Below are 26,554 nucleotides of genomic sequence, written 5' to 3' on the forward strand. Positions count from 1 at the left end.
GGGCGGGCCGCGGCCCGCGACACAACCCTTGTAGATGCGTCCGGAACGCGCCTTTTCAAGCCCCTGGCCCACGGCTCTGTCGTTTCACCCTGGCGGGAGAAAGCGGAAAGCGGCCGCGCGCAAAGACCCAGGGCACGCCATGGACGACCCGGCGACGGCCCTTCCCTACGCCCTGGCGGCCTGGCGCAAGAGATTCCCAACCCGGCCCCCAATGGGTGCGCCCGGCATGGAGCGCCCGGCACGGTGGCCTTGCCGGGCCCGGGAACGGTATGCTTGAGCCATCGACTTCCACCGATTGCCAGGAGCGCCCGACCCGGCCATGAGCCCCACCGTCAAGCACGTCCCGACCACGCCCTTCGACGACCAGCGCCCCGGGACCTCCGGGTTGCGCAAGAAGGTCCGCACCTTCCGCCAGCCCGGCTACCTGGAGAATTTCGTCCAGTCGGTGTTCGACAGCCTGGAGGGCTTCCGGGGACAGACGCTGGTGGTGGGCGGCGACGGGCGCTACTGGAACCTCGAGGCCATCCAGGTCATCCTGCGCATGGCCGCTGCGAACGGCTTCGGGCGGGTCCTGGTGGGGCGCGACGGCCTGCTCTCCACCCCCGCGGCCTCCGCGGTCATCCGCGCCCACCGCGCCTTCGGCGGGCTCATCCTCTCCGCCAGCCACAACCCCGGCGGCCCCGACGCGGACTTCGGCATCAAGTACAACACCGGCAACGGCGGCCCCGCCCCGGAGAAGGTGACCGAGGCCATCTACGCGGCGTCCCGGCAGATCGGGGAGTACCGCACCCTCGAGGCGCCCGACCTGGATCTCTCCCGCCCGGGCGCGACGGAACTGGGCGGCATGCAGGTGGAGGTCATCGACCCGGTGGCCGACTACGCGGCGCTGATGGAGCGACTGTTCGACTTCGGCGCCATCAGCGGGCTGCTCGCCTCCGGGTTCCGCATCCGCTTCGACGCCATGCACGCCATCACCGGCCCCTACGCCCACGCCATCCTGGAGCAGCGCCTGGGCGCGCCGGCGGGGACGGTGATCAACGGCACGCCGCTGCCCGACTTCGGCGGCGGTCACCCGGATCCGAACCTCACCTACGCCCACGACCTGGTGGAGGAGATGTACGGGCCCGACGCGCCGGACTTCGGCGCCGCCTCCGACGGCGACGGCGACCGCAACATGATCCTGGGCCGGGGCTTCTTCGTCACGCCCTCCGACAGCCTGGCGGTGCTGGCGGCCAACGCGCGCCTGGTGCCGGGCTATGCCGGCGGGCTGAAGGGCATCGCCCGCTCCATGCCCACCAGCCAGGCCGCCGACCGGGTGGCGGAGAAGCTCGGCATCCCCTGCTTCGAGACCCCCACCGGCTGGAAGTTCTTCGGCAACCTCCTGGATGCCGGACGGGCCACCCTGTGCGGGGAGGAGAGCTTCGGCACCGGCTCCGACCATGTGCGCGAGAAGGACGGCCTGTGGGCGGTGCTGTTCTGGCTCAACATCCTTGCCGTCCGCCGCGAGGGGGTCGAGGCGGTGGTGCGCACCCATTGGGCCGAGTTCGGCCGCAACGTCTACAGCCGCCACGACTACGAGGGGATTCCCGCGGAGGCCGCCAGCGGCCTGATGGCGCACCTGAGAGCCCGGCTCGCGGCGCTGCCCGGCACGGACCTGGACGGCAACCGGGTGGCTTATGCCGACGATTTCGGCTATACCGACCCGGTGGACGGCAGCACCAGCAGCGGCCAGGGGCTGCGGGTGGGGTTCGAGGACGGCTCGCGCATCGTCTTCCGCCTCTCCGGCACCGGCACCGAGGGCGCCACCCTGCGGGTCTACCTGGAGCGCTTCGATCCCGACACCGACCGCCACCACCTGGATGCCCAGGAAGCGCTGGCGGACCTCATCCACATCGCCGATGGACTGGCCGAGATCCGCGCCCGCACGGGCCGGGAGGCCCCGGATGTCATCACCTGACGCCGCTCCGCGGGTGGGGCTGTTCGTCACCTGCCTGGTGGACTTCTTCCGCCCCGGCGTGGGCTTCGCCAGCGTGCGCCTGCTGGAGGCCGCCGGCTGCCGGGTGGAGGTGCCGGAGGCGCAGACCTGCTGCGGCCAGCCCGCCTTCAACAGCGGCGACAGCGCCGGCGCCCGGCGCCTGGCCCGGCAGGTGATCGAGGCCTTCGAAGCCTACGACTACGTGGTGCTCCCCTCCGGCTCCTGCGCCGGGATGATCCGGGCCCACTACCCCGAGCTGTTCGGCGACGACCCGCCCTGGCAGCGCCGCGCCCGGGCCCTGGCGGAACGCACCTACGAGCTCACCGCCTTCCTCGCCGACGTGCGCGGCTTCACCGGCCTCGGCGCCCGCGTGCCGGCCCGTGCCACCTACCACGACAGCTGCAGCGGCCTGCGCGAGCTGGGCATCCACGGCCAGCCGCGCCGGCTGCTGGCCGCCGTGGAGGAGCTGGAGCTCGGGGAGATGGCCGAGAGCACCACCTGCTGCGGCTTCGGCGGGACCTTCTGCGTCAAGTACCCGGATATCTCCGCCCAGATGGTGCGGGACAAGGCGGGCCACGTGGAGGCGAGCGGGGCCGACCTGCTGCTGGCCGGCGACCTCGGCTGCCTGCTCAACATGGCCGGCGCCCTGAAGCGCCGCGGCAGCCGGGTGCAGGTCCGCCACGTGGCCGAGGTGCTGGCGGGCATGACCGACACCCCGGCCATCGGCGAGGGGGAGGAACCGGCATGAAGGCCACCTCCCATGCTTTTCCCGAGAATGCCGCCCGGGCGCTGGCCGATGCCCGCCTGCAGCAGGCCCTGGGCCGGGCCCGGGGCGGATTCGTGGACAAGCGCGCCGCCGCCGTGGCGGCCCTGCCGGAGTTCGAGGCGCTGCGGGAGCGGGCCCGGGCCATCAAGGATCACACCCTGGCGCACCTGGACTGGTACCTGGAGCGGTTCGAGGCAAAGGTCCGGGAACAGGGCGGCCAGGTGCACTGGGTCCGGGACACCGCCGAGCTGCAGGCGCAGGTGCTGGAGATCTGCCGCGCCGCCGGCGCCCGCCGCGTCACCAAGGGCAAGTCCATGGTGGGCGAGGAAGCGGCGCTGAACGAGGCGCTGGAGGGCGGGGGGCTGGAGGTCACCGAGACGGATCTCGGCGAGTACATCATCCAGCTCGCCAAGGAGCCGCCCAGCCACATCATCGCCCCGGCCATCCACAAGACCCGCGAACAGGTGGACGAGCTGTTCCACCGCTTCCACGCCGACCTCGACCCGCGCCCCCTGACCGAGGTGGCGGAGCTGGTGGACGAGGCCCGCCGGGTGCTGCGCGACCGCTTCATCGCCGCCGACGTGGGCATCACCGGGGCCAACTTCCTGGTGGCCGAAACCGGTTCGGCCATCATCGTCACCAACGAGGGCAACGGCGACCTCACCGCCACCCTGCCCCGGGTCCACATCGTCACCGCCAGCCTGGAGAAGGTGGTGCCGAACCTGGATGACGCCGCCACCCTGCTGCGGCTGCTGGCGCGCAGCGCCACCGGCCAGGAGTTCACCTCCTACACCACCCTGTTCACCGGGCCGCGCCGGGAGGAGGACCCCGACGGCCCCGAGGCGTTCCACGTCATCCTCCTGGACAACGGCCGCAGCGCCATGCTCGGCGGCCCGTTCAGCGACATGCTGCGCTGCATCCGCTGCGGCGCCTGCATGAACCACTGTCCCGTCTACGGCGCCGTGGGCGGCCACGCCTACGGCTGGGTCTATCCCGGCCCCATGGGCTCGGTGCTGAGCCCCATGCTGGCGGGGCTGGAGGAGACCCGCCACCTGCCGGAGGCCTCCACCCTGTGCGGGCGCTGCGGCGAGGTGTGCCCGGTGCGCATCCCGCTGCCCGGGCTGCTGCGCCGGCTGCGGGAGCGCAACTTCAGCGAGGGCAACACGCCCGCGCGCTGGCGTCTCGGGCTGCGCCTGTGGGGCGCCGTCGCCGCCCGGCCCGCCCTCTATCGGGCCGCCACCGGCGCGGCGGCCTGGGTGCTGGGTCGGCTCGGGCGCCGCCGTGGCGCCTTCCGCCAGCTCCCCGGCGCCGGCGGCTGGACCGCGACCCGCGACCTTCCCGCTCCCGCGGGCGAGACCTTCATGAGCCGCTGGAAGCGGCAGGGAGGCGAGCGCCCGTGAGCGACGCACGCAAGGCCATCCTGGCGGCCATCCGCGGCAACCTCGGCCGCGGCCCGGTGGAGCCGGTCAGCGCCCGGGCCCTGGAGGAGCGGCTGCGGGGTTCACCCGGCGCGCCCCGCCCGGCGCTCGCCGGCGAGCCGCTGGAGCGGTTCCGGGAACGGGCGCTCCGGGCCGCGGCCAGCCTCGAGGCGGTGGACGGCCGGGAGGCGATTCCCGCCGCGGTGGCGGCCTGCCTGGAGCAACGGGAGCAGGCGCGGCGCCTGGTCTGCGGCACCGATCCCTGGCTCACCGGCCTGGACTGGGCCGGGCGGGACATCGAGCTCCGGGAGGGCACCGCCGAAGCCGACGACCGCGTGGGGCTGAGCCGGGCGGACCTCGCCGTGGCCGAGACCGGCAGCGTGGTGCTGCTGGCGGGTCCGGGCAACCCCACCCGCATCAACTTCCTGCCCGAGCTTCACATCGTGGTGGTGGAGGCGGAACGGGTGGTGGACGGGCTGGAGGAGGTCTGGACCGAGCTGCGCCGGCGCGGCCTGCCGCGGGCGGTGAACTTCGTCACCGGCCCCTCCCGCACCGCCGACATCGAGCAGACCCTGCAGCTCGGCGCCCATGGCCCCCGCCACCTGCACCTCATCCTCGTCGGCGGCTGAACACCGGAGTCACGTAGCAGGGAACCTTCTTCTGTCTCTCGCCAAGACGCGAAGCGCGCCAGGGATGACCCGGTAACAGATAAGTCGTATCTTCTCCAGCCCTGGAGTCAGTGGCTTTTCCTTGCGCCTTGGCGCCTTGGTGTCTTGGCGCCTTGGCGTTATGAAAGATCCGCCCCACGCCCACCTCAGAGCCGCGACTGAACCCAGCGCACGATGTCCGCCGCGCCCATGGCGCCGGGCTGGCGGGCCACTTCCCGGCCCCCGCGGAACAGGGCCAGGGTGGGGATGCTGCGGATGTTGAACCGGGCGCCGAGGGCCGGTTCGGCCTCCGTGTCCACCTTGGCCAGGCGGACCCGGGGCTCCAGCTGCCGCGCCGCCTCCTCGAACGCCGGCGCCATCATCTTGCAGGGCCCGCACCAGGGGGCCCAGAAATCCACCAGCACCGGGATGTCGCTGCGCTCGATATGACGCTGGAAGTTCTCCGCCGTGAGCGCCACGGGGTGGGCGGCGAACAGGGGCTGGCGGCACTTGCCGCAGCGGGGGTGTTCGGCGAGGCGGCTGGAGGGTATGCGGTTCACCGCCCCGCAATGGGGGCAGACGATGTGGGTCGAGTCGCTCATGCAGGTACTCCAACAATCGGGTCCATGAGCGATATGGCGCCCGGAGGCACCGTTTTCAAGACCCTTTCCGGCTCGACCCGGAGCCGGGCTCCCAGCGATGCCCGTGGGGTGAATGGTGCGCACGGCGCATCCTACGTTCTATTGAAATCTCACCACGAAGGCACGAAGAACACGAAGTAAAGCAAAACGTAGGGTGCGCCGTGCGCACCGGGACACACACAATCCCGTCAATCCTGTAAATCGTGTCTATATACAAATATCAAACACTCCCTGCCGCCAGCTCTGCCACCAGGGTCTCCACCGCCCGCTCCACGGCGGGTGACATGGCCTCGCCCAGGCCGAAGCGCTCGCCCTCGATGGCATGGAGGTCGAGCCGCGCCGGCAGGCGGCCTAGTGTTCCGGCCAGGGCGAGAGCCTCGGCCAGCCCGAAGGCATGGCTGGAGCCGAGGCGCAGGGCGGCGGGGAGGGAATCGTCCGGCAGCCGCCAGTGGCGAAGAGTGCCGGCCGGGGCGTCGGAACGGCAGACATCCACCAGGGTGACCCGGTCGTGCCCCACCCAGGATTCCATGAGCACCGCGCCGTCGCCGGAGAACTCCCGCACCTCCACCTCCGCCAGGCGGCCCCGGAGCCGTCTCGCCACCTCCAGGCCGGCCTGGTCGTCGCCCCGGTAGTCGGTGCCGATCCCGATCAGGAGGCCGGGTTGGCGCGGACCGCTACTCACGGTCGACGGTGAGTTCGAGGAAGTGGGTGGCGCAGGAGATGCAGGGATCGTAGTTGCGGATGGTCTGCTCGCAGCGCAGCTTGAGCTGCTCGTCGGGCAGCGCCAGGTTCTGCGCCACCACCCCGCGCAAATCGTCCTCGATCTGCTTCTGGTTCTGGGAGGTGGGCGGGATGATGCGCGCCTCCAGGATGTGTCCCGTCTCGTCCAGGGCGTAGCGGTGATAGCAGATGCCGCGCGGGGCCTCGGTGCAGCCGTGGCCCACGCCCGCCCGGGGCGCCGCCTCCACGCAGGAGGCGTCGGGCTCCTCGTAGGCGCGCACCAGTCGCAGCGCCTCCTCGCAGGCGTAGAGTGTCTCCACCAGCCGCACCAGCAGGCTCTGGTAGGGGTTGTTCACCACCGGGCCCAGGCCGGCCTCGCGGGCCGCGCCCTGCGCCAGCGGCGTGAGCTGGTCGAAGTTGTTGTTGTAGCGGGCGATGGGGCCCACCAGGTAGGGCTCGCCCGCGCCCAGGTAGCCGTGCAGGGCATTGGAGTGGGCCACGTGCTCCTCGCCGAAATGATCGAGGAACGTGTCGATGGCGATGTCCATGCCGCGGTTGGAGACCAGCCGCCCCTCGGTGATGGCGTATTCGTCGGGGTGGCGCAGGGAGACGCAGGTGTAGTCGTGGGTGTAGTCGGGAAAGTCGAAGCCGGCGAAGGCGCGCAGGAGGGTCGTCGAGGCCTCCAGCGCCCATTCCAGCTCCGACGCCAGCGCCCGGACGCGCGCCCGGCCCGGCGCCCGGTAGAAGCCGCCCACGCGGGTGTTCACCGGGTGCACGGCGCGGCCGCCCACCACCTCGAGAATCTCGTTGCCGAGCTTCTTCAGCCGCAGCGCCGTGCGCACCAGCTGCGGATCCCGCTCGGCGATCTGCAGGGCGTCGTCCAGGCCGAGGAAGTCCGGCGCGTGGAGCATGGCGGCGTGGAGCACGTGGCTCTCGATCCACTCGCCGCAGTAGAGCAGCCGGCGCAGGTCCCGCAGCGGCCCGGTCACGCGGATGCCGAGGGCCTGCTCCATGGCGTGGCTGGAGCTGAGGATGTAGGCCACCGGACAGATGCCGCAGATACGGGCGGTGATATCCGGCGCCTCGGCGTAGCCGCGCCCGGCGAGCAGCGCCTCGAAGAACCGCGGCGGTTCGAAGATGCGGAACTTGAGATCCCTGATGGCGCCGTCCTTCACCCGCAGGTAGAGGGCGCCCTCGCCCTCCACCCGCGCCAGGGCGTCCACCTTGATGGTCCGGGTGCCGCTGCGCTCACTCATGCTTCTGGCTCTCTTCACGGAAGGCCGGTGCGTTGGCGTTGAAGGTGCTGTAGAGGTGGCCGATGGCGCGGCCGCCGAGCCCCTCCGCACCCAGCTTCGCGCTCAGCGCGGCGGTGTTGGGCGCCTCCTTGGGGCCAAAGCAGCCGTAGCAGCCGCGGCTGCAGGCGGGACAGAGATTGCCGCAGCCGGCCTGGGTCACCGGCCCCAGGCAGGGGGTGCCGTGGGCCACCAGCACGCAGACGGTGCCGTGGCGCTTGCACTCCACGCACTGGCTGTGGTCGGGGATGTTGGGGCGGCGCCCGTTGAGGGTGGCGTTCACCACCTCCAGCAACTGGTGCTTGTTGACCGGGCAGCCGCGCAACTCGAAATCCACCGGCACATGGTCCTGGATGGCGGTGGCGGTGGCCAGGGTGTCCAGGTACTCCGGGTGGGCGTAGACGGCGCGGGCGAAGGCGTCCACGTCGGCGAAGTTGCGCAACGCCTGGATGCCGCCGGACGTGGCGCAGGCGCCGATGGTCACCAGGAAGCGCGACTGGCTGCGCACCTTGCGGATGCGCTCGGCCTCCTCCGGGGTGGTGATGGAGCCCTCCACCAGGGACAGGTCGTAGGGCCCGCGCAGCCGGGCCCGGGTGGCCTCCAGGAAGTAGGCGATATCCACCGCGCCCGCCACCGCCAGCAACTCGTCCTCGCAGTCGAGCAGGCTCAGCTGGCAGCCGTCGCAGGAGGAGAACTTCCATACCGCCAGTTTCGGTTTTCTCATCGCAATCACCTGGACATGAAAAGGCATTGAATAGACAGTATTTACAGGATTGACAGGATTTTTCTGTCCGCAGTCGGACCGGATGTTTCTGGCTATTTGGACACCGCCTGCCTGGCTTTCCACCACAACCCTATGGGGTTCCGATCAAGTACTCCTTTTCGAATCCTGTAAATCCTGTAAATCCTGTCTATTCCCATTCTCAAAGCTCGCGGACGTTGAAGCGCGAGCGGATGCGGTCGAAGCGGAACACCGGGCCGTCCTTGCACACGAAGCTGGCGCCGAACTGGCAGTGGCCGCAGAAGCCCACGGCGCACTTCATGTTCCGCTCCATGGAGGCGTGGATGCGGCGGTCCTCCACCCCGGCGCTGTTCAGCGCCTCGACGGTGAAGCGCATCATGATCTCCGGGCCGCAGAGGAAGGCCGCGGTGTTCGGGGCGTCGAAGCGGGCGCGCTCGATGAGCCTGGTCACCACGCCCACGTTGCCGGCCCAGCCGGGGCTGGCCCGGTCCACGGTGACGTCCACGTAGGTGTCCAGCCGCCCGCTCCAGCGCTCCAGCTCGGCGCGGTAGAGGATCTCCTCCGGGCTGCGGGCGCCATAGAGGATCACCACCCGGCCGTAGCGGGTGCGATTGGCCAGCACCTGGTGGATGGCCGGGCGCAGGGGCGCCAGGCCGATGCCGCCCGCCACGAAGACCACGTCCATGCCCTCGACCTCGGCGACCGGCCAGGCGCTGCCGAAGGGACCGCGCACGCCGACGCCGTCCCCGGGGCGCAGCCGCTCCAGCGCCTCGGTCACCGCGCCCACCGCGCGGATGGTATGGATCAGTCGTTCCGGCCGGTCCGGATCGCCGCTGATGCTGATGGGCGCCTCGCCGACACCGAAGGGGTAGAGCATGTTGAACTGCCCCGCCCGGAAGGGAAATGCCCCCGCCGGGGGCGTCAGCTCCAGGGTGAAGACGTCGTTCAGCTCGCGCCGGAAGCGCGCCACCTCGAACAGGGTGGGCAGCATGGGATCCCGCGCCACGATTCAGCCCCTCCGCTCGCCGGGCTTACCGTACATGTCGAACAGCTGCAGCCGCGCCGCCGCGAGCCGGGCGGAGAGGACCGGCGCGAACCGCTTCATCAGGTCGAAGCCGAGGCTGTGATCCGCCTCGCACTTGTCGCGCAGGCACTTGGCGTCCAGGCCGACCACCCGGGTGAGCTGCACCGCGCGGGCGTCGAACAGCCAGCGGTAGGGCGGAACGATCCAGGAGGAGCCCAGGATCTCCCCCTCCCCCAGGGTCTGCAGCACCATCGGCTCACGCCCGGGGGCATGCAGCTCCACGGCCACCGCGCCATGCCGGATGAGATAGAAGCGGTCGGCCGCCTCGCCCTCGCGGAACAGGTACTGGCCGGCGTCGATGCGCTCGTTCGCGCCGCAGCCGGCGATGAGCTCCAGGTAGTCGGGTTTCATGCCGCTGAAAAAGGGATGATCCCGCAGCAGCTTGTCGATGCCTTCGAATTGTGACATGGCCTACCCCCTCTCCTCGCTGTCGCGGATGGCGCGCACCTCTGCGGTGATGTCGATGCCCACCGGGCACCAGGTGATGCAGCGTCCGCAGCCCACGCAGCCCGAGGAACCGAACTGCTCCCACCAGGTGGAGAGCTTGTGCGTGATCCATTGCCGGTAGCGCGCGCTCACCTGGCGACGCACGCTGCCCCCATGGATATAGCTGAACTCCAGGTTGAAGCACGAATCCCAGCGGCGCCAGCGCTCGGCGACATCACCGGCCAGGTCGGTGACATCCTCCACCGTGCTGCAGAAGCAGGTGGGACAGACCAGGGTGCAGTTGCCGCAGCTCAGGCAGCGCCCGGCCACATCGTCCCAGCGGGGATGCTCGACGTTGCAGCGGAGCAGGTCCACCGCCTCGGGCGGCATTTCCCGCCCCATGGCGGCCGCCGCCTGCTCCACCGCGTCGAATGCCGCCGAGCGCTCCGCCGGTGCCGTAGCGCGGCCCGGCAGCCGCTCCAGCACGCGCGCGCCCGACTCGCTGCCCGTCTCGACCAGGAACCAGTGGGCTCCCGCCTCCATCACTTCCGTCAGTGCCAGGTCATAGCCGCCGCTGGCATGGGGTCCGTCGGCATGCATGGAACTGCAGAAGCAGGTGCCGCCGGCGCGGGTGCAATTGACCGCCACCACGAAGGACTTTCCGCGCCGGCCGAGGTAGCCCGGCTCGGCGAACTGGCCGTTGTCGAATACCCGGTCCTGGATCGCCATGGCGCGCAGTTCGCAGGCCCGCACCCCCACCAGTGCCAGCGGCGGCTCGTCATCGGCCCCGGACTCGATGCGGAAGCCGCGGCCGTCACGCTCGGCCCGCCACAGCCGCTGCTCGGGCGGGAACAGGTGGTGCTTCCAGGTGTGGGGGCCGTGGACGTAGTCGAACAGCGCCTCCGGCCGCCCGGACTCCAGCCGGTAGACTCCGCCCTCCTGACGATCCCGCAGGCCGACGGGCAGGTCCGCCGTGCTGCGTACCGGCGCATAGGTGACCGCCCCGTCGCGGGCCACGGGGCCGAGCACGCGGAAACCCTCAGCGGCGAGGGTTTCAAGCAGGCGATCCAGCCCCTCACGGTCGAGGATCACGGCTGCTCCGGGTTTGGCTTCGCTCTGTTCCATGATCTCGCTCGCTGGACTCCGTCGTGGCCGGGCGTTTCAGGATCTCACCACGGGATCTCACCGTGGGATCTCACCACGAAGGCACGAAGGACACGAAGAAAAAACTCAATGAACCGCAGATTGGCGTTGATTTTCGTTGATTGCTCCGGAGTTGCTGGGGAGCGCCCTGCCGGAGCTGGCCAACGTGCCGGCTAGTGGCATGCATCTCAACAGAGCTGTCAACCTCTGATGCTAAATCAATGTCAATCAACGTCAATCTGCGGTTGACGGTCTTTTTGCCTTTCTTCGTGTACTTCGTGCCTTCGTGGTGAACATACAATGACTGCGGCGCATGAAGCCGTGATGACGTTTTGTGCACTGCACCGTCCCGTTAATCATAGACCACGGCGGTACGGCTGTGGACCGTCTCCGTGGTAATCTTTTCACGAATCCATGGAACCGCGATGGATGCGGTTCCCTGACGGGGGAGTGGCGCAAATGAGCGGTTGGGGATGTCCGCACGAGGTGAACGGCCGCTGCGAACGGGTGAATGGGGCGGTCTGCGATCCCGGCATGAAGGGGTGCGTCCTGTTCGGCCGCTTCACCTTCAGCAATCCGGACAAGAACCGGCCCGAGGGGGGCTGGGCGAGGCGCACGCCGGAGGGCGGGCGCGCCGACGAGGAGCCGCCGCGGCGCCGGCGGCGGTGAATAGTGGCCAGCCTGCATTTCTCACCACTGCACGTCGTGAGGACTTCGAGGTGCCGTTCCGGCGGGGACACGGACCGGAAGACGCCGCCGGCGTAGCCGACACGATGTAGGGCCGGATTCATCCGGCCGGGCAGGGCTGGAGCAAGTACGCCCCATCAGAACGCGCAGATCGGCGTCCGCAGTAGAAGGGTGGTGAGAAATGCGGGCTAAATCGGCTTGCGCCCGGCCAGGGCGCGGGTCAGCGTGCTGCCGTCCACGTACTCCAGTTCGCCGCCCAGTGGCACGCCATGGGCGATACGGCTGACGCCCACCCCCTGCTCCCGCAGCAACTCGCCGATATAGTGGGCGGTGGCCTCGCCCTCCACGGTGGGGTTGGTGGCCAGGATCACCTCCTCCACCCCCTCCCGCGCCCGTGCCAGCAGGGCATCCACCCCGATCTCCTCCGGACCGATGCCGTCCAGGGGCGAGAGGTGGCCGCCGAGCACGAAGTAGAGCCCGGCGTAGGCGCCCGACTGCTCCACCGCCAGCACATCCGCCGGAGTCTCCACCACGCACAGCAGCCGCCGATCACGCCGCTGGCTGGCGCAGAGGGGGCACAGGGGCGCCTCGCTCAGGGTCCGGCAGCTGTCGCAGCGGCCCACCCGCTCAACCGCCTCGGTCAGTGCCTTGGCCAGCCGCAGCGCCCCTTCCGGGTCGCGCTCCAGCAGGTGGAAGGTCATGCGCTGGGCCGATTTCGGCCCCACCCCGGGCAGACAGCGCAGGGCCTCTATCAACTGCTGCAGCAGGGGGGTATAGCTCATGGCGCGCTCAGAAGGGCAGCTTCATGCCCGGGGGCAGCCCCATGCCGCCGGCCAGCCCGGCCATGCGCTCCTGGGTGACCTGCTCCACCTTGCGCACCGCGTCGTTCACGGCCGCGGCCAGCAGGTCCTCGAGCATCTCCCTGTCCTCCTCCAGCAGGCTGGGATCGATGCTCACCCGGCGCACGTCGTGGCGCCCGGTCATCACCACCTTCACCAGCCCGGCCCCGGCCTCGCCGCTCACCTCCATGGTGGCAAGCTCCTCCTGGGCCTTCTGCAGGTTCTCCTGCATCTTCTGGGCCTGCTTCATCAGGTTGCCCAAACCGCCTTTCATCGCTTTCTCCCTCCGGTTTCTGCTGAATTTCATTTCACCACGAAGGCACGAAGGACACGAAGAAAAGATCTCGATAAACCGCAGATTGACGTTGATTTTCGTTGATTGTAACGGACCTGAAACGGTGCATCCCGCAGGAGCCGTATCCACTCACCGGCTTGCGGCAAGGCGCTTGGAAGCCTGATTCCGAATCAACGCCAATCAAAGCAAATCTGCGGTTGATGATCTTTTCGCCTTTCTTCGTGTCCTTCGTGCCTTCGTGGTGAATTGTCTGTAAATGTCAGTCCTTTCAGCGGCGTCAGTGCTCGGTCGGCCGGATGGAGCCGGGGACGAGGCTGGCGTCGAAGGTGTCCATGAGCGCCTGGACGTTGGGATCGGCCTGGATGTGCGCCTCGGCCGCGTGCTGGCGCTCGGAGCGGGCGCGCTGCTGCTGGCGGGCGGGCGTCTCCGTGTCCGCCGCCCCCACCACGATTTCCAGGCGCACCGGCTGCCCCAGGTAACGGGTCAGGGCGTCGTGGATCCGCTCCTTCTGCCGCTCGCTCAGGGCGCTGGACTGGGCCGGGTCCAGGAGCAGCCGGATCGACTGTCCCTCGACCCGGTCGAGGACGCAGTGGTTGGCCAGCTGCAGGGTGAAACCGTTGAGCCCCAGCCGCGGAACCGTGGCGGCCCAGTCACTGATGACCGCCGGACCGGAGTTCCCCGCCGGCCCGGCTTCCTGTGGCGCGCCACGGACCGGTCCCGGGCGGGTTTCCGGCTCCCGGACCCCGCGCTGTTCCGGAACACCAGCTGATCGCCGGGTGGTCGGCTGTGGCCGGGTCTCCGCCCCCGGCGACGGGGGCGGGGCGGCGCGTTTCGTCACGCCGGGCGCGGTGGCGTCACCGTCGGCCCGGACCCGGGCCTGATCGAGGGCCGCGCGGGCGCTGCGCGCCTCCCTGCCGCCGCTGCCGGCGGGTGCGGCACCGCCGGCGGCCGGCGCCGGGGCCGCTGCCGCCGTCGCGGGGCGGAACGCCAGCATTCGCAGCAGCAGCATCTCGAAGCCGCCCCGGGGATCCGGAGCCAGGGGCAGGTCCCGGCGCCCCAGCAGGCCGATCTGGTACCAGAGCTGGACCTCCTCAGGCTCGATTCGCCCGGCCAGCGCCAGCACCCGGTCGCGATCGCCGAGCCGGTCGTCCACCGCCTCCGGCACCAGCTGGGCCAGGGCCACCCGGTGCAGCAGCGACACCAGCTCACCGAGTACCGCGCCGTAGTCCGGCGCCTGTTCGGCCAGCCCGGCGCTGCGGTCCAGCAGGGCCGCGGCATCCCCCGCCGCGAGCAGCTCCAGCAGCTCGAAGATGCGCCCCCGATCGAGAGTTCCCAGCATGTTGCGCACCTCGTCCGCCTCCAGGCGTCCGCCGCCGAAGGCGATGGCCTGGTCGAGCAGGCTGAGCGCGTCGCGCATGCTTCCGTCGGCGGCCAGGGCCAGTTCCAGCAGCGCCGGCTGATCCGCCTCGATACCCTCCTCGGCGAGGATATGCGCCAGGTGGTCGCGGATCCGCTCCGGGGAGAGGCGCTTGAGGTTGAACTGCAGGCAGCGGGAGAGCACCGTCACCGGCACCTTCTGCGGATCGGTGGTGGCGAGCAGGAACTTCACGTGCGGCGGCGGCTCCTCCAGGGTCTTCAGCAGGGCGTTGAAGCTGTGCCCGGAGAGCATGTGCACCTCGTCGATGAGGTAAACCTTGTAGCGGCCGCGGGAGGGGGCGTACTGGACGTTGTCCAGCAGTTCGCGGGTATCCTCCACCTTGGTCCGCGACGCGGCGTCCACCTCGATGAGATCGACGAATCGGCCCTGCTCGATGTCCCGGCAGGAGGGGCAGGTGCCGCAGGGTGTGGAGGTAACGCCGGTCTCGCAGTTGAGACACTTGGCCAGGATGCGGGCGATGGTGGTCTTGCCCACGCCCCGGGTCCCCGTGAAGAGGTAGGCGTGATGCAGGCGATCGTGGTCCAGGGCGTTGACCAGGGCGCGCTGCACATGCTCCTGGCCCACCAGGGACTGGAAGGTTTGTGGCCGCCACTTGCGGGCGAGGACCTGGTAGCTCATTGCTCCGCCTCCGGGTTCACGGGAGCGCCGCGGGTGGCGGCTGGCAACCACCGGCCGGGGTACGGCCCGCGGCGCGGGGCGCCTGCGGGGCCGAGGGAAGCGGCTTCGACGACACAATGGGTGGCGGCCTGCACCAGCCACACCCCGGCACACGAGTCCATTGCTGCCGCTGCTCCCTTCCGGGCCTGACGGGGTTCACAATGTATCGTTGCGAGGGGACCGATACAAGCCGCCATTGAAGCGGTCTTGCTATGGGGGAAAGTGGCGGAGAGGGAGGGATTCGAACCCTCGATACGCTGTTAACGTATACACACTTTCCAGGCGTGCTCCTTCAACCGCTCGGACACCTCTCCTGGGACAGACGGCCGGACCTGTCCAGCCACCGCCTTTGAAGCGCGAAAGAATATACCAGAAGCCGCGGCGGCGCAAACCTGAATCGGGGGTGAATCCCTGTCCCGACAGATTGTATATCTTGACAGCCCCGCACCCCGATCCTTAGTGTACTGCTTCACTCTTGGAGGCACATTCAGCGAGTCGCTGGCCGGTCAGGTGCAAGGCGCGCTTGCGCAGGAAGGGCAGGCCCCCTTTCAAGCAAGCGCAACGCCGCAGATGGCCGGCCAGCGGCTCGCCCGCAGGGAGCCCCCCCGAAAGCACCATGACTGCGTTGCAGCGCTTGACAAGGGAAACGACCATTGCCTGCGCACTGCGCCTTGTCCTGGCGCTTTCGGGGGGCTCTGAAAGTACCTCCAGGAGTGAAGCAGTACACTAGTACTGCCCCGCGGCCGACGGTGCATTCGATGTGCCTTTCAGACCACACGGATGTACCTGCGGCCTCCCGGACGATATGATTCGGACCGGGCTGCGCAAATTACGACTTTTCCGCCGCCACCGCCGCCACCATCCGCACATGACCGGGAACTGACGCCCTCCGCCATGGAACTCGACTCCATCCGCGCCCTGGTGCGCGACGACATGGCCGCCGTCGACGCGCTCATTCTGGAGCGCCTGCGGTCCGACGTGGTGCTGGTCAACAGTGTCGGCCACTATATCGTCAACAGCGGCGGCAAGCGCCTGCGCCCGCTGCTGGTCCTGCTGGCCGCCGGCGCCTGCGGCTACAGGGATCGCCGCCACGTCGACCTGGCCGCGGTGATCGAGTTCATCCACACCGCCACCCTTCTCCATGACGACGTGGTGGACGACTCCGACCTGCGCCGCGGCCGCGAGACCGCCAATGCCCTGTGGGGCAACGAGGCGAGCGTGCTGGTGGGCGACTTCCTCTACTCGCGCTCGTTCCAGATGATGGTGGACGTGGGCATCATGCGGGTGATGGCCATCCTCGCCGACGCCACCAACATCATCGCCGAGGGCGAGGTGCTCCAGCTCATGAACTGCCATGACCCGGACACCACCGAGGCGCGTTACTACGAGGTCATCCGCTGCAAGACCGCCAAGCTGTTCGAGGCCGCCGCGCGCCTCGGTGCGGTGCTGGGCGGCCGCCCGGAGATCGAGGAGCAGGCCCTGGCGGCCTACGGCATGCACCTGGGAGTGGCCTTCCAACTGGTGGACGACGCGCTGGACTACAGTGCCGACGCCGGCGAACTGGGCAAGAACATCGGCGACGACCTGGCCGAGGGCAAGCCCACCCTGCCGCTGATCCACGTGCTGCGCGAGGGTGCCCCGGACCAGGTGGCGGTGGTGCGAAGCGCCATCGAGAATGGCGGCCTGGATCAGATTGACGCCGTCCGTGCCGCCATTGCATCGACCGGGGCCATCGAGTACACTGCGCGCTCTGCGCAGCAGGAGGCCGAAAAAGCCGTCCAGGCGTTGGAAGCGATACCCGAATCGCCCTTCCGTGAAGCCCTGGCCGGACTGGCCCGATTCGCCGTCAGCCGTACCTACTAACGGGGTGTAGCTCAGCCTGGTAGAGCACCGCCTTCGGGAGGCGGGGGTCGTAGGTTCAAATCCTGTCACCCCGACCATACATCAAAAATGCGGCCTCGAAAGAGGCCGCATTTTTTTTCGCGCCCGGCTGCGGGGATCCGTGCACATCCGGGGTTGTGTCCAGCGCGGGCTTGTCGTGCATTCGACCGTTGCACGGGAGATCGCCCCTGCCTTCCCGACGCCGGGGAATGGGGGGACACGGCCCGGGTGGTTGCCGCTGACGTTGACAAATTGTCACACCAGGACCGCCCGTATACGCCCCCTCCGTTGTTCCAGGTGCTAGCTTTTCAATAGATGTCGGCGGATTTGGCATACCGCGCTGTTCGCGGTGGACCGCCGCAGGAGATTCCGGCCATGATCGGCATCCCGACATACCGTACCCCCCTCTCCCATTATGTCCTCCTCGCCCTGCTGACCCTCATGCTGGCCGTCGCCGCCCCGGGCGCCTGGGCCAAGAAACCGGATGGTGGCGGTGGCGGTGGAGGCAAACCCGCCAAGACGGCGGTGCTCACGGTCACGGCGAGCGGGCCCGGCGAAGTCAGCTTCGCCGATGCCGACGGAAACCCGGTCTCCTGCCGTGACGCGCCCTGCACCGCCACCTATCCCGCCGGCAAGACCACGGTCTCCCTGAACGCCATCCCCGATGCCGACGCGGCCTTCTCCGGCTGGAGCGGGGACTGCACCGGCACCGGCGCCTGCACGGTGACCCTGCGTGCCGACCGCAGCGTCGGCGCGGCGTTCGAGGACACCGCGCCGCCTCCCCCGCCGCCGCCGACGCCCCGGGCCTCGGCCGCCGGCGACAGCATCACCATGGGCTTCGCCGCCAGCTGCTCCCGCAACGTGAACTTCTGGGATCTCTTCTGCCTGCTGGGCGGCGACCAGCCCGAGAACTCCTGGTTCAACGGCGGCTCGAGCGCGGTCCTGAGCGTGATCGACCGCTACCGGCTCGAGGTGGACCCCGACACCAGCGCCACCAAGGCCGCCGCCGAGAGCGGCAGCGAGATGGTGGGCGTGACCGTGGGCGGGGAGACGCCGCGCAACTTCGTCGACCAGGCCGCCGAGATTGTCGGCCAGGTGCCGCTGCCCAACCGGGTGGAGGTGATGCTGGGCGGCAACGACATCTGCAACCGCGACTGCGCCGACCCGGCCGACTGCAGCAACCCGCTGCTGGACGATGAGAGCTGGCGGGCCGGTGTCCGGGCCGGCCTGGACATCCTCGTCAACGGACTGCCGGAAGGCGCCACCATCCTCCTGGTGGGCGTGCCCCGGATGCAGGATCTCTATGCCGCCGGCATCGCCCGGCAACAGGCCGACTCCGGGGTGAACTGCCAGAGCGTCTGGAGCACCTACGGGATCTGCCGCATCGCCACCAACGACGGGACACTCAAGGGTGAATCGCACGCCGAGCGCCTGGCCGCCATCGGCGAGCGCCAGCAGCGCTACAATGAGATCCTGGCGGAGCTGGCACAGACCTACAACGGGACGAACGGCATCGAGGTGGTGGCTGAATACGGGGACGGGAAGGGTCTCTCGGTGGGCACCTACGCCTTCGGCGCCGGCGATATCAACGGCGGCGACTGCTTCCACCCGAGCGTCAGCGGGCAGAACATCGTGGCCGACGTCGTCTGGGGCAACAATCCCGACAATCCGGCGCCCTGACGGGCGGGAAACAGCCTACTCGGCCCGGTAGATGAAACGCCGCGGCAGGCCGCCGCGGCGGATGACGGTGAGATCGATATCGACCCCCTCGGCCAGCAGCCGCCAGAGGGGGTTGTGGTCGGCGTGGATCCATTCGCCGTTCACCCGCATGAGCACGTCCCCCGCCCGCAGCCCCAGGCTCGCGTAGAAGCCCCCCGGTTCGATCTCTCCGAGCCGCAGCAGGGCGTGCCCCTCCACCACGTGCTCGGCGGCCTCCAGCTGCCGCTCCAGCGCTTCCCGCTCCGCCAGCGCCTCCGTGACGAGCGCCGCAGGCAGGGTGATCTCGGCCGCGGGCTCGGGCAGCCGGTAGCCCGCCTCCGCCATGCCGGGGTCCGGCGGCACCGCGCCCTTCTCCGCGTCGCCCGGGGCGCCGTCAGCGAGGAGGACCGGTTCCGCGGCGTGGCCGGAAACCGGCAGGTACTCGATGCGGCCGTCGTGGTCGAGGTAGACACGCTCCGGTTCGATGCGGGCAACCATCACCCCCGCCTCCAGGCGCTGACCCGGCCGGAAGGCTCGTCCGGGACCGGTCGATCCCTCCGGCGCGATGAGGGCCAGCCGCCCCGCCCCGCGCCCCGCCACCCCCGAGACGCTCCAGGCCAGCCCGCTGCGGGGCGCCGCACGCAGGATCCCGGCATCCAGCCGGGGCGGAATTCCGTAGCCCAGCCGCTCCAGCTCGGCGTCGATCAGCCGCCTGAACCGGGCCTCGCCGGCCGGTCCGCGCAGGTAGAGGCCGTTGACGAACGAGACGGGCACGCTCCCGAGGCCGATCCGGCGCCCGCTCGCCGCGTCGCGCTCCACCGCCGTCCGCTGCCGCCCCGCGGCCAGGCAGGCCCCGATGGCGTCGGCATCGACCTCGGCCAGCCGGGCCACCGCCCGCAGCGCCGCGGCGTCGAAATCGCCGCCCCGCAGGTAGAGGGCGTCGTGGTAGGGCCAGTAGCGCCCCTGCTCCCCGGCGCAGCGCGCCGCCTCCGCCGCCATCCGGGCGTGCCTGTGGTAGGGCAGCGGCAGGTCCCGGTGCTCCTGGCGCAGCAGGATGCCGTAGCGCTCCCGCAGGGCATGGAGCACCGGCTGCAGGTCCGCGCAGTGGCGGGACTGGAAGTTGCAGTAGACCGCCAGGGTCACGGGAGCGTCCGTGCCGCCGCCGCGGATGGACCCGGCCGCCGGCGTCAGCGCCACCCGGGGCGGCATGGGGGGCGCAAGCAGGATCTCCGCACCGGATTCTCCCGCCCCTTCCCCGGCGACAAGCCCCTCCAGGGTCTCGAGCCGGACCCGGTAGGCCTCCATGGCCAGATCGTGCAGCGGCAGGGCCGCGGCCGCATCCACCTCCGCCACGGTGATCTCGCGCTCGCCCACGCGTGCCGCCACCGCATTGGCATCATCCGGCTCCCCGGCGCCGGCAGCCAGTGCCAGGAACCACAGCCCGAGCGCGGCCAGCGCGGCCGGCGACCTGAACCGCCGGGAGGCGACGCAGGGCGAGGGAAAATGCGGGTGCGTCGGATTGCTCACTGGCATGGCGCGCTCCTTGGCTCCCTGCCGGCCGTGGCAAGGGATGAATACCAAGATAGTTGAAATGCGCGCATTCCGGGTCGAGCCATGGGGACAGTCCGCCTGTTTCCCGGCGGCCCCATGAGGGGACGCCGGGGTGAAAACTTCCGGGAGCAAGCAAACTGCCCCCAAATTCAGCGGTTGGAGCGGACCTGCGCCAGCCCCGCGCCGTAGTCGATGACCATCCCCTCCGGAGTGATGCGCTCGACCACGGGGCCGTCCTCGCCGATGCGCTGCCCCTCCCGGTACTTGCGCATGCCGATGAGGACGAAGCGCCGCGCAGGCTCGCGGTTGTAGACATGAACGTTGATGGAGAGCCCGGGCAGGGCGCGACGCACCTCGCCAGGCAGCTCCTCCAGCCATGGAATGCGCGCAGCGGCCGGCTGCGGCTCGGCAACTTGCGCAACCGGCGGTTCCGGCATCGGCGCCACCGACGGCTCGGACCGGGCCACAATCCCGGGCGGCGTCCGCGGTGCTGGCGGAAGCGGTTCCCGCAGGGGAGCGACCGCCCCTTCGTCCACGCCCGGCGCCACGGGCGAAGCGGCTTCAGCCGGCAAGTTTCCGACCGGTTCCGGGCGCGGGGTGGGGGCAGGCACCCCGTCCGATTCGGCCGGCGGCTGCACGCGGGTCTCAGGGGCCGGCTCGGAGCGTGGCGGGGGGACCGACGCCACCCGGGCTTCGGCGGCCAGTGGGCGCGCAGCAACGGGGGCCGGCGAAGCTGCGGTCCCGGGCGGCGCAGCGACCAGGGCGGGTGGAGAGGGAGTCGCCTGCCCGGCTGCCGGCGCCGGTGCGGGGGCCGAGGCAACCGGGGGTGCGCCGCCCGCGGGCGGCGCCGCGGCCACAGCCGTGGATTCCATGGCGCCTGGCGCCGCCGAGCGCTCCGGGGCACCGGGCCAGAAGCGGATCCCGGCGCCAACCGCGAGGCCGAGCAGGACCACTCCCGCCACGGCTGATGCCCATCCAGTGCCGCGCCGGTCGCCCCGGCCGGCGGGCTCACCGACCATCTGGATGGCCAGCGGCGGCGGCTGACCCATCCGCCGCTCCCGCTCCGCCCGTTTCAACGCTTCCAGGATGAAGGACATGGGAACTTCACTCCCCCGGGGCGGCTGCCGTTGTCCGGATGCCCTTGCTGAGCCGGGGCACACCGGGCTGTCCGCCGGCATTGATCAGCTGGATCAGGGTCTCCTGGCCGACGATGGCGTCGGGGACCAGGCCATGGTCGCGCTGGAAGGCCCGCACCCGTTCCGCCAATGGGGCATCGAAGGTGTCGGAAAGCGATTCGGGCGCCGGCACCCCCTCGGCCAGGGCCAGCTGGCGGCGGAGCCAGATCACTTCCGGCCCGGTATCCCCCGCGTCGATGCGGCGGACGCCGGCCGGCGTCCGCCGCCATAACAGCAGGTACTCGCCGTACCAGTGGGACTCCACCTCGCTGCGCCGCCAGTCGCTGCGTGCGCCGCCGAAATCCAGTGTCGCGCGGTCCGCGTCGAGCTGCGCCAGCACCACCTGGTGCCGTCCCCCTTCCCGGTCCACCAGCTCCAGGATCGCCGGACGGTCGTAGTGGATCAGCCGGGCCCAGTTCCCGCTGCCGTGCAGGCACTCCAGTTCCGCCCGCAGCGCGCGGTCGCATGCGGTTCTGCCATCCAGCGCCTGGTAGTTCACCCCCCAGTAGCCGAACAGGGTCGTCAACGCCGTGACGGTATCGGATGGATTGCCGGAGGACAGCAGTGCCTCGTGAAGCGGCTGTTCACCTGCCGATTCTCCGGCGGACATCGCCAATGCCGGGGAGGGACCGAACGCCCCGGCCAGCGGCGGCAAGTGCCCCGGCTTCGTGCGCGGCTCCGTTTCCCCCGCGCCTCCGCCAGGCTCCACCCCTCTCCCGGCAGCCACCGAAGGGGATTCCTGCGCCGGGGGCGCCGCGGGTGTTGCGGATCCCGTCCCGGCCACCAGGCTCTGTACCCCCGGGTGCTCCAGTGCCGCATCAGCGGCAACACCCGCGACGGTTTCCATGCTGCCGCCTTCCCAGGTCACCAGTCGCCACGCAACGGCGCCGCCCAGGATCAGACCGACCGCCAGCGCCCAGCCGATGGCGACCCGTCCGGGGCTGCGCCCGCCGCGACCGCTCACCTCCCGCTCGGCCCGGCGCACCAGATCCGCATCCACCCGCTCCGCCCCTTCGGCATAGGCGCCCAGCAGGGCACGCTGACAGAGGATATTGATGAGCCGTGGCACGCCGCCGGAGAGTCGATGGACCTGGCGCACCGCGCCGGGGGTGAAGAGCCGGGGGGTCAGGCCGGCGACCGCCAGGCGGTGGCGGACATAGGCGCCCGTCTCATCGGCGGAGAGCGGGGTCAGGTGATAGCGCGCGGTGATGCGTTGGGCGAGCTGGCGCAGGTCGGGGCGGGCCAGCACCTCGCGCAGCTCCGGCTGGCCGATGAGGAGGATCTGCAGCAGCTTCTCGGTGGCGGTCTCCAGGTTGGTGAGCAGGCGCACCTGTTCAAGCACCTCGGGACTGAGATTCTGGGCCTCGTCGATTACCAGCACGGTGCGCCTGCCCCGGGCGTGGGCCTCGAGCAGATGGGCATTGAGACGGTCCACCAGCGTCTTGATGCTGGCGGTGCCCCCGGGGTAGTCCACGTGCAACTCGTCGCAAAGGGAGGCCAGCAGCTCCACCGGGGTCTGGCGCGGATTGAGGATGAGAGCCAGGTCCACCTGCTCCGGCACCTGCTCCACCAGGCTCCGGCACAGGGTGGTCTTGCCCGTGCCCACCTCGCCGGTGAGCTGCACGAAGCCGCCCCCCTGCTGGAGCCCGAACAGGAGATGCGCCAGCGCCTCCTGGTGCCGCCCGCTCATGTAGAGGTAGCGCGGGTCCGGCGTGATGGAGAAGGGATCCTCCCCGATACCGAAGTAGGCCTCGTACATGCCCTCAACCGTTGTCGTCGCTGCGGCCTGGATGTTTCAGCCAGGAATGTCCCGATTGTGCCAGAGTCCGCACTCGCGGTGGGAGATTCCTGCAACGGACGCCTCCGCCCCGGCCACCGGCCCCGGGACCAGGCGGAAAACCCGCCGGCTCGCGCCGACGCCACCATCCGGAGACCAGCCTCACCGCAGCCGGATGCAGCCGCGATCATCCGTCGCCGGACGGATAATCCCCCATCCATAATCCGATTCCTGCCGCGGCAAATATTGCGCCAATAAATATATGCGCGACGCGGAGGATTACTCGATCACGGGGATGAGTGAATGCAAGCCGTAATATTCTTGAATATCGAAATTAATACATTACATAGACATATTGCATGCAGTTGACACCATCAACCAATCTCTTGGCTGATTATAGCCAGACAGCATATATATAAAATTTATAACAACCTGTTTTAATACATTTTTTTGCCGCCCGGCAACAGATTCCACATGTCGGCAACAAGATTTTCCCGCAAGGACCACACCGTCCACGGAAAGCAACGCAATTCAATCGTCAGTCACGATTGAACATGGATTTCCGTGCCGCACTTCATATAAATCCATCAATATTTTAACAATGTCGTGACGTTTATCACGGAACCCGCGTCCATAGTTATTGGTAAGGGATTGGAGTGATTCCAGGCGCGATTATTCCCTGCACGGATAATCGCACGATGGGAACTTTGTCTCAGGGACGGGGAGATACCAACTGCTCCGTTCCGGAGCAAAGGGGCCAATAATGGAGACCAGCACGCCATCGAAAAATTCGAGGGCGATCTGGCTTGCCTCCATCTGTCTGCTCGTGGGCGTTCTCGGCTTCGGGGCGGTTCCCGCCTCCGCGGCGTCGGGCATATTCACGCGCATATTCGAGATGGAAGGCAACGCGATCGATGAGAACGATGCGTCACTTTACAAGGAGGGAGAAGACTGGCAGAGAACGAACAACGACATCTGGGTCGACCTCTGGAACACCTATCTGCCGAGTGCGACCAAACCGACCGGCTGGGATTTTGACGTGCCATACAGCGGCAAGGCCGCTGTCCGCGTGTTTGTGCCCGACTACCCCGGACTGCCGGGCTTCGTCGGAACCATTTTCGACGACAACATCTTCGGGGCCGGCTGCAAGGATGACCTCGATCTGAATACCTGCAAATCCGAGACCGGCAATTCGCCGGACAAGAACCAGTGGACCAACGGCTACGCGGCCTTCTACAACATCGAGGGCCTGGCCGCCCCGGTTCCCGTCGATGGTTTGCCTCCCGGAACGCTGTACCACCAGAACGGCGACCTGGTCATCGTCATGGGTGGCGACGTCCACGACGGCGACGGTTCCTCGCAGGTGGGCGGCTGGCTGTTCCGGCAGCAGGTACCGGCCGAACTGATCGTACCGGGAGAAGACTTCCCCTTCAGCCGCTCGATCGGGGACATCCTGGTCACGGTGGACTGGAGCGAAGGCGGCCGGACGGCGACGGTACGGGCCTACCGCTGGATCGGCGGTGACACGACCGAGTGTCCGACCCCGGGCGTCGTGCTCGGCACCGATGACAACCTGTGCAAGATCTTCGAGGGACCGAACGCGGTCTGTACGCCCGAGTACAACGGCCTGGCCTGCGCCATCGCCAACTATGCGCCCACGGAGGAGGCCCCGGAGGGGGTAGGCGAGACACCGGCGCCCTGGCCCTACATCGCCAAGGGCGACAGGAGCGTCGATCCCGCGAACGGGATCTTCACCGAGAACTTCCCGGAAACCACCCTGCTGGAAGGCATCCTGAACCTCAGCGCCATCCTGCGGCTGAACGACGAGACGGTGGGCTGCTTCTCCGACTTCATGTGGGAGACCCGCTCCTCCGGCGCGCCGGGCGAGACCTACAACGCCAAGCTGAAGGACTACCTGCTGGGCGACACGGAGCTCTGCGGCATCGACGTGGACAAGAGTGGCGGCACCCTCTCCAAGGTGGGTGACCTGGTGTCCTACAACATCCTGGTCGAGAACACGGGCATCGTGCGGCTCTACAAGCAGAGCATCACCGACACCCTGCTGGGCGATCTGACCAGTACCAACGGCAACTGCCCGGGCGGCGACGAGGACAACCTCACCGAGGGAGAGTCCTGCGTCGAGTCCAACGCCTGCGGCGCCTACCTGGAACCGGACGGAACCTGCGCCATCACGGCCTGGCGGCGCGTGGCCACGGGAGATCCCGACCCGCTGCCCAACACCGTCACCGTGGTCTACGACTCGGACCCCGGCCTGCAGGGCGATGAAGTGACCAGCAGCAACGACCACTCGGTCAACCTGTTCCAGCCGGCAGTGGAGGTGGTGAAGGGCGGTGACACGCTGTCCAAGGCGGGTGACGACGTCACCTACAGCTTCACCATCAACAACCTCAGCTCGGACGATGCGCCGAACCTTCTCATCGACGACACCAGCGGCGTGACGGACACCGTGCTGGGCAACCTCACGGCCACCGCCAAGGCCAACGGCTGTACCTCCCTGGCCTACGGCGGCAGCTGCAGCTTCAACGTGGTCTATACAGTGCAGTCCGGCGATCCGGACCCGCTCGACAACACGGTAAGCGTCCTCTACCACCCGGACGGGTTCCCCAACAACATCACCGACGAGGACAGCCACTCGGTCAACCTGTTCCAGCCGAGCGTCGATGTGACCAAGACCGGCGACACCCTGTCCAAGGTCGGCGACCCCGTGAACTACACCATCACGGTGACCAACGACGGGTCGAGCGACAACCCCGGACTCGAGAACGGCACCATCACTGACACCCTGCTGGGCAACCTGCTCGACGGGTCCAATCCGTACGTGACCTCCAGCGATTGCACTGGCACGCTGGGCCCGAGCGGTTCGTGCACCATCCAGGCGACCCGCACGGTGCAGGCCGGCGACCCGGACCCGCTGCCCAACACGGTGACGGTGCATTTCGATCCGACCGGTTCGTTCGACAATGACATCACCGACAGCGACGGTCACTCGGTCAACCTGTTCCAGCCGGGCGTCGATGTGACCAAGACCGGCGACACCCTGTCCAAGGTCGGTGACCCCGCGAGCTACACCATCACGGTCAACAACACCGGCTCGGGAGACAGCCCCAACCTGGTCAACGGCACCATCAGCGACACCCTGCTGGGCAACCTGCTCGACGGGTCCAATCCGTACGTGACCTCCAGTACCTGTTCGGCCACCCTGGCCACCGGTGCCTCGTGCACCATCCAGGCGACCCGCACGGTGCAGGCCGGTGACCCGGATCCGCTGCCCAACACGGTGACGGTGCACTACAACCCGGACGGGTTCCCGAATGACATCAGCGACAGTGACGGTCACTCGGTCAACCTGTTCCAGCCGGGCGTCGATGTGACCAAGACCGGCGACACCCTGTCCAAGGTCGGTGACCCCGCGAGCTACACCATCACGGTCAACAACACCGGCTCGGGCGACAGCCCCAACCTGGTCAACGGCACCATCAGCGACACCCTGCTGGGCAACCTGCTCGACGGGTCCAATCCGTACGTGACCTCCAGTACCTGTTCGGCCGCCCTGGCCACCGGTGCCTCGTGCACCATCCAGGCGACCCGCACGGTGCAGGCCGGTGACCCGGATCCGCTGCCCAACACGGTGACGGTGCACTACAACCCGGACGGGTTCCCGAATGACATCAGCGACAGCAC

General features: G+C 69.1%; 21 protein-coding genes, 2 tRNA genes and 1 other RNA gene. 9 read left to right on the forward strand and 15 right to left on the reverse strand.

All coding sequences use genetic code 11. The features are described from left to right. The first annotated feature begins 319 nt into the window (after positions 1-319). Genes DFQ59_RS12835 through DFQ59_RS12850 form a run of 4 tightly spaced genes read left to right on the forward strand, consistent with a single transcriptional unit; the run spans position 320 to position 4,788 of the window. A complete protein-coding gene (locus DFQ59_RS12835) occupies positions 320-1,957 on the forward strand; it encodes an alpha-D-glucose phosphate-specific phosphoglucomutase (protein ID WP_114280111.1) in 1,638 nt (545 codons plus the stop codon). Beyond that, entirely contained in the window at positions 1,944-2,723 is a 780-nt protein-coding gene (locus DFQ59_RS12840; protein ID WP_114280112.1) for a (Fe-S)-binding protein, read from the forward strand. Before DFQ59_RS12835 ends, DFQ59_RS12840 begins: the two co-directional genes overlap by 14 nt. Beyond that, entirely contained in the window at positions 2,720-4,141 is a 1,422-nt protein-coding gene (locus tag DFQ59_RS12845) for a LutB/LldF family L-lactate oxidation iron-sulfur protein (RefSeq protein ID WP_114280113.1), read from the forward strand. The genes DFQ59_RS12840 and DFQ59_RS12845 overlap by 4 nt, the downstream gene beginning before the upstream one ends. Then, positions 4,138-4,788, forward strand: a complete 651-nt coding sequence (locus DFQ59_RS12850) for a LutC/YkgG family protein (protein WP_114280114.1) — start codon at positions 4,138-4,140, stop codon at positions 4,786-4,788. Before DFQ59_RS12845 ends, DFQ59_RS12850 begins: the two co-directional genes overlap by 4 nt. Positions 4,789-4,973: 185 nt before the next feature. On the opposite strand, the gene trxC is transcribed toward DFQ59_RS12850, so the two are convergent. The 7 genes from trxC to DFQ59_RS12885 form a co-directional block, all read right to left on the reverse strand. Continuing rightward, a complete protein-coding gene (gene trxC / locus DFQ59_RS12855) occupies positions 4,974-5,408 on the reverse strand; it encodes a thioredoxin TrxC (protein WP_114280115.1) in 435 nt (144 codons plus the stop codon). 259 nt (positions 5,409-5,667) lie between these two features. Then, positions 5,668-6,129, reverse strand: a complete 462-nt coding sequence (locus DFQ59_RS12860) for a hydrogenase maturation protease (RefSeq protein ID WP_114280116.1) — start codon at positions 6,127-6,129, stop codon at positions 5,668-5,670. Then, positions 6,122-7,423, reverse strand: coding sequence for a Ni/Fe hydrogenase subunit alpha (locus DFQ59_RS12865; RefSeq protein ID WP_114280117.1), 1,302 nt, complete (start codon positions 7,421-7,423; stop codon positions 6,122-6,124). Before DFQ59_RS12865 ends, DFQ59_RS12860 begins: the two co-directional genes overlap by 8 nt. Beyond that, a complete protein-coding gene (locus DFQ59_RS12870) occupies positions 7,416-8,183 on the reverse strand; it encodes an NADH-quinone oxidoreductase subunit B family protein (RefSeq protein WP_425451026.1) in 768 nt (255 codons plus the stop codon). Before DFQ59_RS12870 ends, DFQ59_RS12865 begins: the two co-directional genes overlap by 8 nt. A 199-nt stretch (positions 8,184-8,382) precedes the next feature. Then, positions 8,383-9,192 carry an FAD/NAD(P)-binding protein gene (locus DFQ59_RS12875; RefSeq protein ID WP_114280203.1) on the reverse strand — a complete coding sequence of 270 codons (810 nt, stop codon included), beginning with the start codon at positions 9,190-9,192 and terminating at the stop codon, positions 8,383-8,385. A gap of 18 nt (positions 9,193-9,210) precedes the next feature. Continuing rightward, positions 9,211-9,693 (reverse strand): cyclic nucleotide-binding domain-containing protein, encoded by a 483-nt coding sequence (locus DFQ59_RS12880; protein WP_114280118.1) that lies wholly within the window; start codon positions 9,691-9,693, stop codon positions 9,211-9,213. Between the two features lie 3 nt (positions 9,694-9,696). Then, positions 9,697-10,836 (reverse strand): 4Fe-4S dicluster domain-containing protein, encoded by a 1,140-nt coding sequence (locus DFQ59_RS12885; protein ID WP_114280119.1) that lies wholly within the window; start codon positions 10,834-10,836, stop codon positions 9,697-9,699. A 477-nt stretch (positions 10,837-11,313) separates the two neighbouring features. Between DFQ59_RS12885 and DFQ59_RS12890 the strand changes: the two genes are divergently transcribed. After that, on the forward strand, positions 11,314-11,523 hold the full coding sequence (locus DFQ59_RS12890; protein WP_114280120.1) for a hypothetical protein: 210 nt from the start codon (positions 11,314-11,316) through the stop codon (positions 11,521-11,523). A gap of 206 nt (positions 11,524-11,729) precedes the next feature. Here DFQ59_RS12890 and recR read toward each other — a convergent pair whose 3' ends face one another. From recR to DFQ59_RS12915, 5 genes are all read right to left on the reverse strand, one after another. After that, positions 11,730-12,323 (reverse strand): recombination mediator RecR, encoded by a 594-nt coding sequence (recR, locus tag DFQ59_RS12895; RefSeq protein ID WP_114280121.1) that lies wholly within the window; start codon positions 12,321-12,323, stop codon positions 11,730-11,732. Positions 12,324-12,330: 7 nt separating this feature from the next. Then, entirely contained in the window at positions 12,331-12,654 is a 324-nt protein-coding gene (locus DFQ59_RS12900; protein ID WP_114280122.1) for a YbaB/EbfC family nucleoid-associated protein, read from the reverse strand. A 298-nt stretch (positions 12,655-12,952) separates the two neighbouring features. Continuing rightward, a complete protein-coding gene (dnaX, locus tag DFQ59_RS12905) occupies positions 12,953-14,731 on the reverse strand; it encodes a DNA polymerase III subunit gamma/tau (RefSeq protein WP_114280123.1) in 1,779 nt (592 codons plus the stop codon). 128 nt (positions 14,732-14,859) lie between these two features. Further along, positions 14,860-14,956, reverse strand: an RNA gene (ffs, locus tag DFQ59_RS12910) — signal recognition particle sRNA small type. A 37-nt stretch (positions 14,957-14,993) separates the two neighbouring features. Continuing rightward, positions 14,994-15,084 (reverse strand) — tRNA-Ser (locus DFQ59_RS12915). 580 nt (positions 15,085-15,664) lie between these two features. On the opposite strand from DFQ59_RS12915, the gene ispB reads away from it, so the two are divergent. The 3 genes from ispB (at position 15,665) to DFQ59_RS12930 (ending at position 18,331) form a co-directional block, all read left to right on the forward strand. Then, positions 15,665-16,633: an octaprenyl diphosphate synthase gene (gene ispB / locus DFQ59_RS12920; RefSeq protein ID WP_114280124.1), complete on the forward strand. Its 969-nt coding sequence runs from the start codon at positions 15,665-15,667 to the stop codon at positions 16,631-16,633. Further along, positions 16,634-16,710: transfer RNA gene (locus tag DFQ59_RS12925), tRNA-Pro, on the forward strand. A gap of 316 nt (positions 16,711-17,026) precedes the next feature. Then, positions 17,027-18,331 carry an InlB B-repeat-containing protein gene (locus tag DFQ59_RS12930; protein WP_114280125.1) on the forward strand — a complete coding sequence of 435 codons (1,305 nt, stop codon included), beginning with the start codon at positions 17,027-17,029 and terminating at the stop codon, positions 18,329-18,331. Between the two features lie 15 nt (positions 18,332-18,346). Here DFQ59_RS12930 and DFQ59_RS12935 read toward each other — a convergent pair whose 3' ends face one another. From DFQ59_RS12935 to DFQ59_RS12945, 3 genes are all read right to left on the reverse strand, one after another. Beyond that, complete coding sequence (locus DFQ59_RS12935; RefSeq protein WP_114280126.1) at positions 18,347-19,882, reverse strand: thioredoxin domain-containing protein; 1,536 nt, start codon at positions 19,880-19,882, stop codon at positions 18,347-18,349. Between the two features lie 167 nt (positions 19,883-20,049). Further along, positions 20,050-20,337 (reverse strand): general secretion pathway protein GspB, encoded by a 288-nt coding sequence (locus DFQ59_RS12940; RefSeq protein WP_114280127.1) that lies wholly within the window; start codon positions 20,335-20,337, stop codon positions 20,050-20,052. Between the two features lie 667 nt (positions 20,338-21,004). After that, positions 21,005-22,834: an ExeA family protein gene (locus DFQ59_RS12945; protein ID WP_114280128.1), complete on the reverse strand. Its 1,830-nt coding sequence runs from the start codon at positions 22,832-22,834 to the stop codon at positions 21,005-21,007. 1,057 nt (positions 22,835-23,891) lie between these two features. Between DFQ59_RS12945 and DFQ59_RS12950 the strand changes: the two genes are divergently transcribed. Continuing rightward, positions 23,892-26,554, forward strand: a 2,663-nt coding sequence (locus DFQ59_RS12950; protein ID WP_211314930.1) for a DUF7507 domain-containing protein, incomplete at its 3' end; no start/stop codon positions are given.

The organism is Thioalbus denitrificans (assembly GCF_003337735.1).
Lineage (GTDB): Bacteria > Pseudomonadota > Gammaproteobacteria > DSM-26407 > DSM-26407 > Thioalbus > Thioalbus denitrificans.

Coding starts and splice junctions, on each gene's coding strand:
- DFQ59_RS12835 (WP_114280111.1), top strand. CDS start 320: ATGAGCCCCACCGTCAAGCACGTCCCGACCACGCCCTTCGACGACCAG.
- DFQ59_RS12945 (WP_114280128.1), bottom strand. CDS start 22,834: ATGTACGAGGCCTACTTCGGTATCGGGGAGGATCCCTTCTCCATCACG.
- DFQ59_RS12870 (WP_425451026.1), bottom strand. CDS start 8,183: ATGAGAAAACCGAAACTGGCGGTATGGAAGTTCTCCTCCTGCGACGGC.
- recR (WP_114280121.1), bottom strand. CDS start 12,323: ATGAGCTATACCCCCCTGCTGCAGCAGTTGATAGAGGCCCTGCGCTGT.
- ispB (WP_114280124.1), top strand. CDS start 15,665: ATGGAACTCGACTCCATCCGCGCCCTGGTGCGCGACGACATGGCCGCC.
- DFQ59_RS12930 (WP_114280125.1), top strand. CDS start 17,027: ATGATCGGCATCCCGACATACCGTACCCCCCTCTCCCATTATGTCCTC.
- DFQ59_RS12880 (WP_114280118.1), bottom strand. CDS start 9,693: ATGTCACAATTCGAAGGCATCGACAAGCTGCTGCGGGATCATCCCTTT.
- DFQ59_RS12865 (WP_114280117.1), bottom strand. CDS start 7,423: ATGAGTGAGCGCAGCGGCACCCGGACCATCAAGGTGGACGCCCTGGCG.
- DFQ59_RS12940 (WP_114280127.1), bottom strand. CDS start 20,337: ATGCCGGAACCGCCGGTTGCGCAAGTTGCCGAGCCGCAGCCGGCCGCT.
- DFQ59_RS12885 (WP_114280119.1), bottom strand. CDS start 10,836: ATGGAACAGAGCGAAGCCAAACCCGGAGCAGCCGTGATCCTCGACCGT.
- DFQ59_RS12840 (WP_114280112.1), top strand. CDS start 1,944: ATGTCATCACCTGACGCCGCTCCGCGGGTGGGGCTGTTCGTCACCTGC.
- DFQ59_RS12875 (WP_114280203.1), bottom strand. CDS start 9,192: ATGCTGCCCACCCTGTTCGAGGTGGCGCGCTTCCGGCGCGAGCTGAAC.
- DFQ59_RS12890 (WP_114280120.1), top strand. CDS start 11,314: ATGAGCGGTTGGGGATGTCCGCACGAGGTGAACGGCCGCTGCGAACGG.
- DFQ59_RS12900 (WP_114280122.1), bottom strand. CDS start 12,654: ATGAAAGGCGGTTTGGGCAACCTGATGAAGCAGGCCCAGAAGATGCAG.
- dnaX (WP_114280123.1), bottom strand. CDS start 14,731: ATGAGCTACCAGGTCCTCGCCCGCAAGTGGCGGCCACAAACCTTCCAG.
- DFQ59_RS12935 (WP_114280126.1), bottom strand. CDS start 19,882: ATGCCAGTGAGCAATCCGACGCACCCGCATTTTCCCTCGCCCTGCGTC.
- trxC (WP_114280115.1), bottom strand. CDS start 5,408: ATGAGCGACTCGACCCACATCGTCTGCCCCCATTGCGGGGCGGTGAAC.
- DFQ59_RS12845 (WP_114280113.1), top strand. CDS start 2,720: ATGAAGGCCACCTCCCATGCTTTTCCCGAGAATGCCGCCCGGGCGCTG.